The sequence below is a fragment of the Sphingobacterium sp. UBA6317 genome (genome assembly GCF_002440385.1).
Taxonomy (GTDB): domain Bacteria; phylum Bacteroidota; class Bacteroidia; order Sphingobacteriales; family Sphingobacteriaceae; genus Sphingobacterium; species Sphingobacterium multivorum.
This window is the reverse complement of record NZ_DJTD01000055.1, coordinates 1-14,674: the sequence shown is the minus strand read 5'-3', so window position 1 is coordinate 14,674 and position 14,674 is coordinate 1. Positions and strand designations below refer to the sequence as shown.

At 38.3% G+C, this 14,674-nt stretch carries 12 protein-coding genes; 5 read left to right on the top strand and 7 right to left on the bottom strand.

All coding sequences use genetic code 11. From position 1 onward, the window contains the following. Window positions 1-64 precede the first annotated feature (64 nt). The 4 genes from B3E92_RS19125 to B3E92_RS19110 form a co-directional block, all read right to left on the bottom strand. A complete protein-coding gene (locus B3E92_RS19125; RefSeq protein ID WP_070561084.1) occupies window positions 65-1,069 on the bottom strand; it encodes a YihY/virulence factor BrkB family protein in 1,005 nt (334 codons plus the stop codon). A gap of 65 nt (window positions 1,070-1,134) precedes the next feature. After that, a complete protein-coding gene (locus tag B3E92_RS19120) occupies window positions 1,135-2,415 on the bottom strand; it encodes a hypothetical protein (RefSeq protein ID WP_115048823.1) in 1,281 nt (426 codons plus the stop codon). 311 nt (window positions 2,416-2,726) lie between these two features. Continuing rightward, on the bottom strand, window positions 2,727-3,359 hold the full coding sequence (locus B3E92_RS19115; RefSeq protein ID WP_070561086.1) for a response regulator: 633 nt from the start codon (window positions 3,357-3,359) through the stop codon (window positions 2,727-2,729). A gap of 12 nt (window positions 3,360-3,371) precedes the next feature. Further along, complete coding sequence (locus tag B3E92_RS19110) at window positions 3,372-5,522, bottom strand: sensor histidine kinase (protein WP_286897932.1); 2,151 nt, start codon at window positions 5,520-5,522, stop codon at window positions 3,372-3,374. A gap of 250 nt (window positions 5,523-5,772) precedes the next feature. On the opposite strand from B3E92_RS19110, the gene B3E92_RS19105 reads away from it, so the two are divergent. Beyond that, window positions 5,773-6,102 carry a DMT family transporter gene (locus B3E92_RS19105; RefSeq protein ID WP_286897931.1) on the top strand — a complete coding sequence of 110 codons (330 nt, stop codon included), beginning with the start codon at window positions 5,773-5,775 and terminating at the stop codon, window positions 6,100-6,102. Between the two features lie 53 nt (window positions 6,103-6,155). Next, window positions 6,156-7,454 (top strand): DEAD/DEAH box helicase, encoded by a 1,299-nt coding sequence (locus tag B3E92_RS19100; RefSeq protein WP_112376383.1) that lies wholly within the window; start codon window positions 6,156-6,158, stop codon window positions 7,452-7,454. Between the two features lie 140 nt (window positions 7,455-7,594). On the opposite strand, the gene B3E92_RS19095 is transcribed toward B3E92_RS19100, so the two are convergent. The 3 genes from B3E92_RS19095 to recQ all read right to left on the bottom strand — a co-directional run bounded on the left by B3E92_RS19095 (window position 7,595) and on the right by recQ (window position 11,793). Continuing rightward, window positions 7,595-8,689 carry an SGNH/GDSL hydrolase family protein gene (locus B3E92_RS19095; RefSeq protein WP_286752058.1) on the bottom strand — a complete coding sequence of 365 codons (1,095 nt, stop codon included), beginning with the start codon at window positions 8,687-8,689 and terminating at the stop codon, window positions 7,595-7,597. Window positions 8,690-8,773: 84 nt separating this feature from the next. Further along, window positions 8,774-9,589: a 3-deoxy-8-phosphooctulonate synthase gene (kdsA, locus tag B3E92_RS19090; RefSeq protein WP_070561091.1), complete on the bottom strand. Its 816-nt coding sequence runs from the start codon at window positions 9,587-9,589 to the stop codon at window positions 8,774-8,776. Window positions 9,590-9,603: 14 nt separating this feature from the next. Then, window positions 9,604-11,793: a DNA helicase RecQ gene (recQ, locus tag B3E92_RS19085; protein WP_286897928.1), complete on the bottom strand. Its 2,190-nt coding sequence runs from the start codon at window positions 11,791-11,793 to the stop codon at window positions 9,604-9,606. A 101-nt stretch (window positions 11,794-11,894) separates the two neighbouring features. On the opposite strand from recQ, the gene B3E92_RS19080 reads away from it, so the two are divergent. From B3E92_RS19080 to B3E92_RS19070, 3 genes are all read left to right on the top strand, one after another. Then, window positions 11,895-12,860 carry a KpsF/GutQ family sugar-phosphate isomerase gene (locus tag B3E92_RS19080; RefSeq protein ID WP_070561093.1) on the top strand — a complete coding sequence of 322 codons (966 nt, stop codon included), beginning with the start codon at window positions 11,895-11,897 and terminating at the stop codon, window positions 12,858-12,860. Between the two features lie 98 nt (window positions 12,861-12,958). Further along, a complete protein-coding gene (locus B3E92_RS19075) occupies window positions 12,959-13,333 on the top strand; it encodes a DUF1573 domain-containing protein (protein WP_075992841.1) in 375 nt (124 codons plus the stop codon). A gap of 97 nt (window positions 13,334-13,430) precedes the next feature. After that, the gene (locus B3E92_RS19070) at window positions 13,431-14,630 is read left to right on the top strand and encodes a pyridoxal phosphate-dependent aminotransferase (protein WP_070561095.1); all 1,200 of its coding nucleotides are present in this window, start codon (window positions 13,431-13,433) and stop codon (window positions 14,628-14,630) included. Window positions 14,631-14,674: the final 44 nt, after the last annotated feature.

Sequence of the window (14,674 nt, the reverse complement as noted above, 5' to 3'; positions counted from 1 at the left end):
CAATAGATCGATCTTACCATCAAATTTACAGAATTTGGTGGTAAGAATTCAGTAAATCTAATGTTTATGCTTTCTTGGGGATCGTAGTATCCTCTTCGGTAATCGTCTGCTCCTCTTGTGTTAACGGGGCCGGAGGTATTTCGGTTACATTACGCTCAATTTCCTGCGTTTCAACATGCACGGCATATTGCGAGGGTTCAATAGGGATGCCCATGACAGTGGCGTACTCCCTTGTATAGATCGCACCAAAATATAAAATAGCTGCTGTGTAGTAGACCCAAAGTAAGATCAACACAAATGAACCTGCCGCACCATAGGTATCTTGGGTTGCAGAATGCTCCAGATAGACTCCAATTAAATAACGTCCCAATACAAATAAAATTGACGTAAATAAGGCACCCGCCCGTACGGTCCGCCAGTGAATATTTACATCCGGAAGTGCTTTAAATATGACACTAAATAACAAGAATATAATTCCAAAAGACAATGCAAAGTTAATCCCATCCATTAACATTACGGTCACGTCCGGGAAATAATGCTGTAGCTGATCTGTCAACGCCAATATTACACCATTTACGATGAGTGTAACGACTAATAAAAAGCCCAATCCAATCACCAAAGACGAAGATAACAATCTATCCTGAATCAATTTTAACCAGCCTTTTTTCGGCTTTGCCCTTACGTGCCAAATTTTGTTAATCGAATTCTGTATATCCCCAAAAACCGTCGTTGCTCCTAAAACCAATGTAATGCTACTGATAAGCAATGCCAGGTTTGACTTTCCCGAAAGCTGCAGATTCTGAATAACTTCTTGAATCTGTTTTGCAGCATTGCTTCCCACCAAACCGCGGAGTTCCAGGAATACTTTCCCTTCAATCGCATCCTCACCATAAAAAATTCCAGCTAAGGCAATCATTAAAACCAATATAGGACCAATAGAGAAAACAGTATAATAAGATAATGAAGCACTATATTTCATCGAATCCTCATTCAAAAATCCAGCCACCGTACTCTTTAAAATTCGCCAATAGGTTTTCACCTTACTTCTACTTTTAGTTCGTTTATCCATGTTCTTGTACTTTGTACTCCAAAACAAACCATTGAGAAGCTAAGAATGTTTGTCGTTAACGCGTTTTAATGCGAGTAGTCTCCTATGGTTCCCTGGAGAACCAAGCGATTGTGGTCTGCAACTTTAAGGCTCAGCGTAATGTCTGACGCGATCGTTTTCAATAATAGAATCGGTGATATTTTAGCCTCATTTGGCCAATCCGCCAAATGAACTGCCACATGGGATAGTTCAACCGTCTTATTGTAAGCTACGTTAAGTTTATCAATATCCTTTGATGTGGACAGCAAACTAAATCCCTTATCTTGTTTTTGAAACCAGTGATAAAATAATTTATTGGGGAGGAATCTACTCATGTCGCTATCTCCACGCATGGCTATTCTTACATCCGGAACTTTCGTTTCGTACGGTGTTTTCTCTTCGATCGTTTCAAAATTTTCATCAACCGCATAATTTATAATGGTATCTGTTTGAATGACCTTATTTTTCAAAATTTCAATATCGACGTAATTTCCATCCAAATGTGTTATAATAGAATCGGCGGCTAAAGGGAGTTCACTAAGTAGTTGTTTTAGCTGATTTTTAAATTGACTATTGGGTATATTGATCCAAGCTTTACCAATGTATTTTGCGGAAGCGAGTTCTCTCACAAGATATTCCTTTGGAAAATTCCAATCTGTTGAGAAAAATTCGCCGGATACTTCGACATGGTCTCCTTTCAAATCAAGTTCGATAAAATTATCTGTTGAAATATTGCTATAACGCAGTGATTTTCCGGTCAACGTGCTTGGACGGTTGATAAATTGTTCTATGGTAACCCGGTCCTCTTTTGATTGAATTAGCTGAAGCATTTCTTCCTTCTTTGTATCAAGATCAAAGCCTAGACCTAGCAGCAGATCATCCCCTTTCCAGATAAAGGCGATTTTACTCGGTTGATGATAGGCATAGCTCACATCAGGGGCGAGATTACTTTCCACCGCACCAACCTGTAACACATCCTTTAGAAAGGTCAAAAATTGTTGTTTATTTTTTAGCTGAAAAAAAGCATAAAAGTTTTTTGGATGCGGTTCCAAAGCAAAAAGAAATACATTCGCTTTGATATCAATACCATTATCTTTGAGTTTACTTAGTTTTTTGCCAAAATCCTGTCCCTCTTTCGGCGCTGACTGCCATTTATTAAAAAACTGATTCAGCAGGATATCATCCAATGATATGGTCAACAAAGCCTTACTTTTTTTATGGACCAATGATTTATAGGATTCTTGCTGTCGTAGTATATATCCGCCCCAGGCGACAATCGCCAACAGTACGAGGACAGCTATCGTCCAAAGCATTATTTTTTTAATCATAACAATTGAATCAGTAATTTTTGGTAGTTTATCTCGTAAAGAACTATCTGACAGACCCCTCAACTAAGAAATTAGATTCCGCAGTATTGAGCTCCTTAAGAAAATCCTAGATTTGAAATTTTGTTCTGAAACCTATTCGATTTAAAATAGATCAATGAATCAAAGGCTGAAACAATACCTTCTCTGAAAATAGCGTAAAAACTAGGTTTCAGCAATGCACTTGATACCTTCTATTTTAAATCAATAATAGCAAAAGTATCAAATGCCTGGGGATCTTTTCATCCCTGAAATCAGGGAATTGGGGAGTCTAATTAGGCTTCCCGAATTAATCCGTATTCTATAGCCGATTTTACTGCCGCAGTAACACTTTTGGTTTGAAATTTTTCCATTAGATTTTTGCGATGGCTCTCTACCGTATGTGAACTGATAAACAATGAATCGGCAATTTGATTTGTTGTCATTCCTTGCGCCACGAAAGTAAGCACCTCTTTCTCGCGACGTGTCAATTTTGGCACCTGCTTAAGCCCCATTTCCACCTTCTTGTTCAGGATCGCCTGCGTTTTCTCACAGAGATACCTTTTGCCGACAAGAACAGCGGAAATGGCAGCAATTATTTCATCACCATTTGCATTTTTCTGTAGATAGGCATTGGCACCCTCATTTAAAATGCTGTTAATCACTGCAAATTCATTATGTACACTGAACGCAATAATTTTCAAATCCTTATTGCTTTCCTTTAGACCTTTAACCAAATCGATACCGTTAGCATCCGGCAGATTGATATCGAGCAGCAATACCAATGGCATATCAGCAGGAATACGATGGAACAGTTCAGTCGCGCTGGAATACATGCCCACAACTTCAAAATCTTCATGCGCATTTATAATGTTTTTCAATCCCTCAAGTAGCAAAGGGTGATCGTCTGTAATCGCTATTTTTATCATTTTTCCAAAAAGTTAAATCATAGGTAATTCCAATTCTATGGTTGTACCCGCTCCATTCTCCGACATAACCTTCATTTCCCCGTGTAGAAACGAAAGTCTTGATCGCACATTATGCATTCCCGCAGAGTGCTGCAAATCGACACTTTCCATATCAAAACCCTTGCCATCATCTTCAATAGTAATATGTAAACGTTTATTATGTGAAGAAAGCTGTATTAAAATGTTGGCCGCATTAGCATGTTTCAACGCGTTATTCACCAATTCTTGAATAATTCTGTACAAAGAAATTTCCTGTTCCGTGCTTAAGGTTGATTCAAATTGTAAAAATTCACATTCTACTTGACATGTCGATTGACTCATTCGGTTTGCATAGTCTCTTAAAGTTTCTTTCAAACCATATTTTACAATTAAATCTGGCATAAGATTATGTGCAAGCCGGCGAAGTTCATCTACAGCCCCGTCCAGCAAATCAATACTTCGATCGATTCCTTCTTTCATGGACTCCTGCTCCAATACATTTTTATTTATGGCTGATAATCCCAATTTGGTACTTGACAGCAAACCTCCTAATCCATCATGCAGGTCGCGAGCAAGACGGGTACGCTCTTTCTCTTCCCCCGCCAACATTGCAGTCAGGCTTTTAATGGCATGTTGTTGATTATTCTTTTCCATCTCCAGCTCATGCAAATGAACCTTCTGCTTCAAGGCCTTTGAACGTTGCCAATACGCATAAAACAGCAAAACAATCACAACCAAACAACTGACGAACAACCAAATATAAATTGAATTCATTCGTGATTTAAAGGCAATTTGCTTTTTTGACACGTCAAGTTCTTGCAAGCGCTGTTCATTTTCCAGTTGGCTTAATTGCAAATCCTGTTCCTTTTTATCCCGTTCAAGTTGGAGTACCTTGAGCTGTTGTGTTCGATTGAGTTCATTTAATTTCAAATTCTCCACCAGTTGACGTTGTCTATCGTTCAAGACTTTCATCAGCTTGATCTGCTGTTCCTTTTTCTCGCCTTCCAATCGAAGCCGCATTAACTTTTGGTTTTGCAATTCACGTTCATACTTTAGCTCAAGTTGCTTCGTCTTATCCAGTTTATCCGAATTAAATGCTTTTTCAAATACATCTATGTAGCTTTTTTGATAATTGAAAGCTTCCTCATATTTATCTTCTTCAACACTTACTTCAGCCAGTCTGCTAAACAGGCTTAACCCGACTTGGTAATCATAATGGGGCTCTCTTTGAAGATTGTGCAGTGCCTGCTGCAGATATCTTTTTCCTTCCTCTCGATGCCCGGCTTTGAAAGATTCATCAGCGAGGATACCGTAAGCAGGTATTGTAATGGCATATTGTCCCGTTTCAGCAGCAATATCTAAGGCCTGTTTCGCATATGATATTGCTTTTTTACCACCATTTTCTGGATAAAACTCATGGTACAGATTCGCTAAATTAACAGAAACGTAAGCTAAATCTGTTGGATTAACAAGATGTTTCTCGTTCTTTTCTACCAAATTGTAAGCCTCAACATAGTGTTGTTCAGCTTTCCTTAATAGATTTTGGTCTGCATTATTGGATCTATACTCCTCTTCAAATAGGTAACCAGCCTGCATGTAAGCGTCAAATAGGCTATTGACATTCTTTCCTTCCTTAGCCGTTTCCAGCAAAAGCGTGGTATACTTTTCTTGAAAATCATAATTGCGTTGATTTGCATAGATCGCTGTAAGCTCCTTATAAACTGCCAATTTTCGGGCGATATTTGCCTCAGTCGGTGGCGCCTTCTCTAAAAATGAAATTGCTTTATGGAATTGGGAAACAGCCTCATCCTCTTTATTCTGTCGTGTCATAACCCATCCATCACAATAATGAACATACCCCTTTATTCCATTATCGTTAACTATGGGGAGTACAGATTTAGCATGTTCTAAATAATAGCGTGATTTTTCAAATGCATGATCATTAAAACTGTTCATGGCAGCAATACAATTCAAATAGGCATAATATTGCTTGTCAGGATAATTTCTGGCCAACTGAATATTATCATTAAGCAATTGACTGGCCAGCGCTTTTTCATTACTAAAATATAGGGCTTGTGCATATTTACCCGTTAACACAAACCGTTCTTTACTTCCTAAAGGAAGACTGTAATACGACTTCTGCAAATCTTGCAGCTGTTCTTGCGCAACAATAGCATCGCAAAAGCACAATAAAACAAAGAATATTAGTACAGATTTCCAAAAAGTTCGAACATGCCCCATAAAATCAAATCTAGCGTCTAGCTATGTGAATTGGCCAAACATAGATAAAATTGCTCTTATACGCAATTCGTTGTCTCGAAAATAAATTAACTTCCCCCTGTTATTGACCTAATTAACCGAACCTTGCTGAGCAAAAAATTGTACCTTTGTAACAATGAAGTACATCTATCTTTTTCTTGCTATAGCCGCAGAGATATTTGCAACCACTTTCCTCAAGAAGTCTGCGGGTTTTACCCTTATAAAGCCTACCATTCTCTGTATTGTAGGCTATATTATTGCCTTCTATTTTTTAAGTATCACACTTAAATACCTGCCCGTCGGAATATCCTACGCAATTTGGTCTGGCGTTGGTATTGTAGCCATTACGCTTATTGGTATGTTCTTATTTAAACAGATTCCCGGTACAGCAGCCATTATCGGTATGGTCTTGATTGTTGTTGGCGTCATTATTATCAATCTGTTTTCAAAAATGGGCGCACATTAGTTGATCTAAGATCAAAATTTGTATTTTTGTAACTTACATAAATAAAAGGATACGTGTCGTTAGAGAAACTAAAACTTAGCAAAAGATTGACTGCTACGATGACCGAACTCGGTTATCTTGCTCCAAAGGAAATTCAAAGTAGATGCATTTCCAGAATTCTTGGTGGACAGGATGTGATTGCCATCGCTCCGGAAGGTGCAGGCAAAACCACAACTTATGTCTTATCTACCTTGATGAAGTTGAAATTCACAACAGATGAAGCTCCGAAGTTTTTGATCTTGGCGCCTAATGAAGAACGTATCGACGAAATTGTTGAGAGATTCTATCAATTAAGCAAAAATAAAGATCTTCGCATCATTGGATTGCGGGCTTCAGGCAGCATGGAAGAAGAAATCGAAGAACTGGTTGATGGAAAAGACATTGTTGTAGCTACCCCAAATCGTGCAAGAGCTATCTATCTTAAATTGGCTTTGAATCTCAACCGTATTCAGACACTGATTATCGATGATGCTGAAGAGATTATCAAACAAGGAATGCAAAATACGGTAAGGGAATTAGCCGAAAGCTGCGGAAAAGTACAACATTTAGTTTTCAGTACTGTTGAACACCAAAAACTTTATGACATGATCGACAATTTCATGAATGAAAATTGTGCCTCGGTCGAAATAGATGAACTTGAGAATGACACTGTCGACACCCTAGATCTATTATTATATCATGTTCCTAATTTCACAACAAAGATCAATTTATTAAATCTTCTGTTGCAGGATAAAGAAGTATTTCAAAAAGTAGTCGTCTTTGTAAATTCGAAGCTTACTGCCCAAAAGTTGGCCAGCAGTTTGTTCAGTAGCAATAAAGAAGAAATTGCTATCCTCAATCCATTGTTCTATGATGATTTTGGCTATGAGACGATGGAAGATTTCAAGGAAAATAGTCAATCTCGTGTCCTAATAATTGCACGGGAAAATACGAACGATGTAGACCTTTCCGCTGTTCCATTCATTTTTCAATTTGAGTTACCAAATGAAAAGGAGGAATTCTTAAATCATCTTGTTAAAAATGACGAAAATGAAGAATCAGTCGTGTTGACTTTCACAACAGATCTGGAATTACCCATGGTTAAAAAAATAGAACAGGCTGTCGGTAAAAGAATGGATGTTTTGGAACTGCCTGAGGATCTTGTAATCTATAATCCCATCACCGACAAAAAGAAAAAGTCGAGCAAGGAGGAAGATAAAGAAGATCTTTCCCGAGGTGGCGCATTCCACCAAAAGAAAGAAAGCAATGCCAAGACTTTTAATTATGGCGGTGGCGAAAAGGCAAAAATGACCATGAAAATGAAAAAGAAATAAAAAAGGGAAGTTTTAAACTTCCCTTTTTTAAATAACAGCATACTGTTATCATTTTATCAACAAATCCCTTTCATACACAATTTCCCTTCGATGAGGTAAATTCGAAATACTGCTATGGTGAAGTCCTCGTTGACTGTAGTTTACTTGAGAATTTTCTTCAACAATTTAATATACGCATTTGCGATTCTTTCCATACCTTGATCATTTGGATGAGCGTAGTCAACGGTCGAATTCAGATCCAGATTAAGGTCTTGACTCGACAATAAGAAAAGCTGACGGATTCCTTTTGATTGTAATTTTTCAAAAGTCGCCTTCAGCACACGGCTACTTTGCTGGTATTCCGCATTTTTATCTTCATTAAAGACTTCGGCTATGCTCCCCGAACTATGCTGTGTCAAAATAATGGGTGTCGTCGGATGTTCTTTTCTTAAAAATGTCACCGCATTGACCAACAGTGAATCCAATTGCTCTTCTGTTAGCGACTTTGAAATAGCAAGATTAGGAATACAATCCAACACATAACAGGCAGCATCTACACTATTCATCACATTCAAAATCGGTTGTTCCAATCGACCGTTACCAGAAAAGCATAAGTTGATCATTTCATGGTCAAACGCACGTCCCACTTGGTTGGTCCAAGCTAAGCCTGGGCGACTGGTACAGGCCCCCTGTCCAATCGAGGTCCCATACACAACAATAGGTTTGGCTGCTGTGGTATGGGTATACGTTAATTTAGCGGTATTTGGCACACCAATCTTTAACCACTTAACCGTATTGTATAGCGGAAGATATAAGCGGTAATTAAATTTTCCATTGCGCCCTATATTCTTCCATGTATAAGAAATGGTATCCGAAAAATCATAATTGCCATAAGCCCATTTCCATTCCTTGTTTACAGTATCATAAGCATAAAGATCAAGCCCACTGACACCTGTTGTTGGCATATGGGGCATATTTAAACCGCCAGCCACTTGGTATTGAACCGTAATCTCAGGTGAAGTAGTTTGAAAGTCAATATAGAATCCCGCACTATTCTTCCCCAATTCCCATACGGGTTTACGTACCTGGCTTTCCAGTTCATCCGGAAGTCTATTGAAGGCCGAAAGCTTCTGATTCTCCAGCCTACCTTCCACATGCTTATCTTCTAGTGGAGAAAACCAACTATAACTCTCCTGCGCTTTGATGGCAGAAAAAGACAACAACAAAAACGCTGTCAATGCAACTTTTGAGAACATACAATAATTTAGCTTTAAGTTTGGTGTAATTGATTATAAAAAAGGAGCCTATTGGCTCCTTTCTATTGCGATTTATTTATTATACTATAAAATAGCTTGTCTAACTCGGACCAGTTTTTCCATCAAGCCTTCAAGTAAATCCAAATGTAACATATTGGCGCCATCAGACTTCGCATTTGCCGGATCAGGATGTGTTTCTATAAACAGGCCGTCGGCTCCCACCGCTATTGCAGCTTTGGCTATTGTTTCAATTAATGCTGGTTTCCCTCCTGTTACGCCAGAAGTTTGATTCGGTTGTTGTAAGGAATGTGTACAGTCCATTATTGTGGGCACGTTAAAAGAACGCATTTCGGGAATCCCGCGATAATCTACAATGAGATCCTGATAGCCGAACGTATTACCGCGATCAGTTAAAAAAACCTTCTCATTTCCAGATTCCACGATCTTATCCACTGCAAATTTCATAGATCCAGCACTCAAAAACTGACCTTTCTTTACATTGACGACCTTGTTCGTTTTTGCTGCTGCAACTAATAAATCAGTCTGTCTGCACAAAAATGCTGGAATTTGAAGAACGTCAACGTATGCGGCTGCCATTTCCGCCTCATGGCTCTCATGGATATCCGTCACCGTCGGTACACCAAAAGTTTTCCCAACTTTCTCTAAAATCTTCAACGCTTTCTCATCACCTATTCCCATAAATGAATCTAGCCGCGATCTATTGGCCTTACGGTAGGATCCCTTGAAAATGTACGGAATATTTAGTTTATCTGTAATTGTAACAATCTTTTCAGCAATACGCAAAGCGATTTCTTCTCCTTCAATTGCACATGGCCCCGCCATTAAAAAGAAATTCTGCGATGTCCCATTCTTGATTTCGGGAATGTATTTGTTAATCATATAATTATAAAAAATTAATTGCCGAGTTCTGATAAAAATTTGATTCGCATCAATTGGAGATCCTCATAGCTATAATCGTCTCCACCTAATTCTTTAAGCGCATCATTAATTGAATCAGTCTCTGCTGTCTTAAAATAGTCATATACCTCATCTTGACGATCCTCATCTATGACCTCATCAATAAAGTAATTGATATTGATTTTCGTTCCTGCGTTTACGATCGTCTCAATTTCTTTCAATATTTCTTCATAAGTTATCCCCTTAGCTGAGGCAATATCATTTAATGCAATTTTACGATCGATATTTTGAATAATAGACACTTTTAATGCCGATTTATTAGCTGTACTCTTAATGACAAGATCCACAGGTCTATCAATTTCATTCTCCTCAACATAGTCTTTGATCAAGGCAATAAATGGAGCACCAAATTTAATCGCTTTACCATTCCCTACCCCCTGAATCTGTTTCAACTCATCGATAGCAATTGGATAATGTGTACACATCTCTTCCAGCGAAGGATCTTGAAAGATAACAAACGGCGGCAGGGACTTGCCCTTTGCAATTTTCTTACGTAAATCTTTAAGCATTCCCAACAAGACGGTATCTAAGGCTCCTGTACCCTGTCCTGTATCTTCCGAACTTGTATTATCCCCCCCTTCAATTGGACGATTCAAAACAAATTTTAGTTGATAAGGATTATCCAGATAATGACGACCAATAGCTGTCAATTTTAAAAGGCCATAATGATCAATATCTTTTTCGATAAAGTTATCAAGCACTGCCTGCCTAAGTAAGGATTTCCAATAAATAACACCTTTATCTTTGCCCTTTCCAAAAAGACGATGTTCATCATGTTTATAGGCGGATACGGGTTGGTTGTTTTGGCCGATCATGACGTTAATCACGTGATGATCATCAAATTTTTCACCCTGTTCTTGAATAAAGCCCAATACATCTTTTAAAGCGTCTTCGGCCTCAAAATATTCTTTTTCCGAACGACAATTATCACACATATTATTACAGCCCTGCTCGTCAAAATTTTCTCCAAAATAATGAAGAATCTGTTTACGGCGACATACTGCAGACTCCGAATAATCAATAACCTCTTTTAAGATCTGTGTGCCAATCTCACGTTCAGCCACAGGTTTATCTTTCATAAACTTGGTCAGTTTTTCAACATCTTTTTCCGAATAAAAAGCCAAGCAATAACCATCGCCCCCATCACGTCCAGCACGTCCAGTTTCCTGATAATATCCCTCCATGGATTTAGGAATATCGTGGTGAATCACATAACGAACATCAGGTTTATCTATTCCCATACCAAAAGCAATGGTAGCCACAATCACTTCGACATCCTCCATCAAAAATTTATCCTGTGTATCTGCTCTTGTTTTGGCGTCTAAACCCGCGTGGTAAGGTAAAGCTTTGATGCCATTTAGGTTCAAAACCTCACTGATTTCTTCTACCTTTTTACGGCTCAAACAATAGACAATGCCCGTCTTACCCGATTTGGTTTTAATAAAACGTACAATTTCTTTTACGACATCTTTTTTAGGTCTTACCTCGTAATATAAGTTGCTACGATTAAATGATGACTTAAATAAAACAGCATCAGTCATCTGCAAATTTTTACGAATATCAGACTGTACTTTAGGTGTTGCTGTCGCTGTAAGCGCAATAATAGGAATATTGGCCCCTATTTCATTAATGACCTGGCGTATTTTACGATATTCTGGTCTAAAATCGTGTCCCCATTCGGAAATACAATGCGCTTCGTCAACCGCTACAAATGACACGGTGATTTGGTGTAAGAAGTCCAAATTGTCTTGCTTAGCAAGAGATTCCGGAGCGACATACAGCAATTTGGTCTTCCCAGCGATTACATCATCCTTAACCTTTGTAATCTCACTTTTATTCAATGAAGAATTCAAAAAATGAGCGATACTATCTTCGCCACCGAATGCACGAAGCTGATCTACTTGGTTTTTCATTAAAGCAATCAACGGAGAAATAACAATTGCAGTTCCCTCACTCATCAGTGCTGGAAGTTGATAGCAAATTGATTTCCCTCCTCCGGTTGGCATAATTACAAACGTGTCTCTCCGTTGAAGAATACTGGTTATAATTGCCTCCTGATCCCCCTTAAAAGTATCAAAACCAAAAAAATCTTGTAAATTGTCGAAAAGTGATTTTTCTATTTCCATTGCGCCTTGGGCAAAAATAAGATAGATAAATGAAGAAATAATCTTGAAAAATAATCTATTTTTGCAATCTATTCTAATACATAAAAGTAAGAGTATTTTTTGTGAAAAACAACTACGAAATAAAAAATATAGCTATTCAAGCTATTCAAGAAGAAGCCAAGGCAGTAGCTGCTTTAGCTCAATATATTGATGATGATTTTGTTACCGTTGTCGATCGTATTCTTAATTTGCACGGCCGAGTTATTGTAACTGGAATTGGTAAAAGCGCTATTATCGCTCAAAAGATAGTTGCAACGCTCAATTCGACAGGTACACCATCGATTTTTATGCATGCTGCTGATGCTATCCATGGAGATCTTGGTATCATCCAACAAAATGATTTGATTATTGCCATCTCTAAAAGTGGTAATACACCTGAGATTAAAGTACTTGTTCCCTTTTTAAAACAGACAAAGAATGTATTGGTTGCTTTGGTCGGAAATACAGATTCCTACCTCGCTAAAAATGCCGACTATATTTTAAATACCACCGTTGAGAAAGAAGCTTGTCCCAACAACCTTGCACCAACTTCAAGTACAACTGCTCAGTTGGCAATGGGTGATGCGCTTGCCGTGGTATTACAAGAGTGCCGTGATTTCACGGATAAAGATTTTGCAAAATACCATCCAGGAGGAGCATTAGGCAAAAAGCTGTACTTGAGAGTCGGCGATCTATCCGATCAGAATGGCAAACCTAGCGTCCCACAACAAGCCACAGTAAGTGATATCATCATCACCATAACACAGTTTAGACTGGGAGCTGTCGCCGTGTTGGATGATGAAAACATACTTGGCATCATCACAGATGGTGATATCCGTCGTATGCTGGAGAAACACACGGATTTAGCAACAATTACTGCCGCCGATATCATGGGAAAATCACCTAAAATTATCGATAAAGATGAATTGGCCGCCAATGCGCTCCATATTATGCGTGAAAACAACATCACACAACTATTGGTTTCCGACAAAGGAAATTACGCTGGTGTTATCCACATACAGGATCTATTGAAAGAAGGGATAATATAACTGTAATAAAGTTGTTAGATGTACAATAAATTGGCAATAAATATTAAATTTGGCATATCAGTTGTACTATTTTAATCGTAAAGTAATATTTTAGAAGCATGAAAAAGTATATAACAATCTTAGCAGTCATCATTTCCTTTATTGGTTTTTCTTCGATGCAAACAGGACAAGGAGAATTTAAATTCGAAAAAGAAACACATGATTTTGGTAAAATTCCGGCCGGCACGCCCGTTTCGTATAATTTCAAATTTTCTAACACCGGTAGCGAGCCAATTATCATTTCCAATGTGGTGCCTACCTGTGGATGTTCTGTAGCAGAATTTACAAAAACGCCAATCAAACCAGGAGAAAGTGGCACGATTAAAGTGACTTACAATGCTGCAGCAAAAGCGCCATTCACAAAGAGCTTCACGGTGCAGTCGAATACCAAGACTCCTGTAAAAACGCTATACATTAAGGGTATTGTAGAATAACAATTCCCATAGATAAAACGAAAAAAGCCACATCATCATGTGGCTTTTTTCGTTTTATTTTGGTTAGCTTTGCACTACTAATTTTAAAAAAACTATAATGCCAGTAATATCAGAAAAAGGGCTGAATATGCCTGCGTCGCCTATTAGAAAGTTGACGCCATATGCTGATCAAGCAAAAAAAGAAGGTAAAAAGATATATCACCTCAATATCGGACAACCTGATATCCAAACACCTGAAGTGATGCTTAATGCTTTGAAAAATATACAGTTCAAAGTGTGGGCCTACACACCTTCTGAAGGTACAGCCTCTTACCGAAACAAGTTAGCAGAATATTATAATAAGCTAAATTATAATATCGAGCCGACAGATATATTAGTGACAAATGGTGGTTCGGAAGCGATTATGATCGCTATGCAAGCCTGTTTAAATGAAGGCGAAGAGATCATCATTCCAGAGCCATTTTATGCAAATTACAATGGTTTTGCTTGTTCCTCCGATGTGGTAATCAAACCAATCATGTCCTATATTGAAAGTGGATTTGCATTACCTTCCATCGCCGAATTTGAAAAGGTAATTACCGCTAAAACCAAAGCGATCTGCATCTGTAATCCAAATAACCCTACGGGTTACCTTTATTCCAGAGAAGAACTCGAAGCTCTTCGTGAACTTTGTCTAAAATATGATCTTTACCTTTTTTCAGACGAGGCTTATCGTGAATTTTGTTACGATGGCAGAGCGTTTATCTCACCAATGCATTTAGAAGGTCTCGAAAATAATGTCGTTATTTTTGATACAGTATCAAAACGTTATTCCGCTTGTGGTGCGCGTATTGGATGTATCATTACCAAAAATAAAGAACTATATCAGACAGCACTGAAATTTGCACAAGCGCGCTTAAGCCCATCCTTAGAAGGACAAATAGCGGGTGAAGCTGCTGTTGATACACCAGACAGTTACTTCGAGGCGGTATCCAAAGAATATACAGCAAGAAGAGATACCCTCGTAAAAGGGCTCAATGCCATTGAAGGAGTTTACTCTCCTAACCCGGGTGGCGCATTTTACGTCGTAGCCAAATTACCAATTGATAATGCAGATAAATTCTGTCAATGGATGTTGGAAGAGTTCTCTTACAATAACGAAACAGTTATGATGGCTCCAGCTACGGGCTTTTATAGTACAGAGGGTGCTGGAGTAAATGAAGTCCGCCTGGCCTATGTACTGAATCAGGATGATCTTAAAAGCGCTTTAGTTTGCTTAGAGAAAGCACTCCAAGTGTATCCGGGACGCACAAATTAACAATAAGTCAATAGCACTTAAGAAAGAAGCTGTCTCAAATTTAT

What these genes read in the sequence shown, in the direction of transcription:
- B3E92_RS19125 (WP_070561084.1), bottom strand. Translation starts at nt 1,069, where the DNA reads ATGGATAAACGAACTAAAAGTAGAAGTAAGGTGAAAACCTATTGGCGA.
- B3E92_RS19120 (WP_115048823.1), bottom strand. Translation starts at nt 2,415, where the DNA reads ATGATTAAAAAAATAATGCTTTGGACGATAGCTGTCCTCGTACTGTTG.
- B3E92_RS19115 (WP_070561086.1), bottom strand. Translation starts at nt 3,359, where the DNA reads ATGATAAAAATAGCGATTACAGACGATCACCCTTTGCTACTTGAGGGA.
- B3E92_RS19105 (WP_286897931.1), top strand. Translation starts at nt 5,773, where the DNA reads ATGAAGTACATCTATCTTTTTCTTGCTATAGCCGCAGAGATATTTGCA.
- B3E92_RS19095 (WP_286752058.1), bottom strand. Translation starts at nt 8,689, where the DNA reads ATGTTCTCAAAAGTTGCATTGACAGCGTTTTTGTTGTTGTCTTTTTCT.
- kdsA (WP_070561091.1), bottom strand. Translation starts at nt 9,589, where the DNA reads ATGATTAACAAATACATTCCCGAAATCAAGAATGGGACATCGCAGAAT.
- recQ (WP_286897928.1), bottom strand. Translation starts at nt 11,793, where the DNA reads ATGGAAATAGAAAAATCACTTTTCGACAATTTACAAGATTTTTTTGGT.
- B3E92_RS19075 (WP_075992841.1), top strand. Translation starts at nt 12,959, where the DNA reads ATGAAAAAGTATATAACAATCTTAGCAGTCATCATTTCCTTTATTGGT.
- B3E92_RS19070 (WP_070561095.1), top strand. Translation starts at nt 13,431, where the DNA reads ATGCCAGTAATATCAGAAAAAGGGCTGAATATGCCTGCGTCGCCTATT.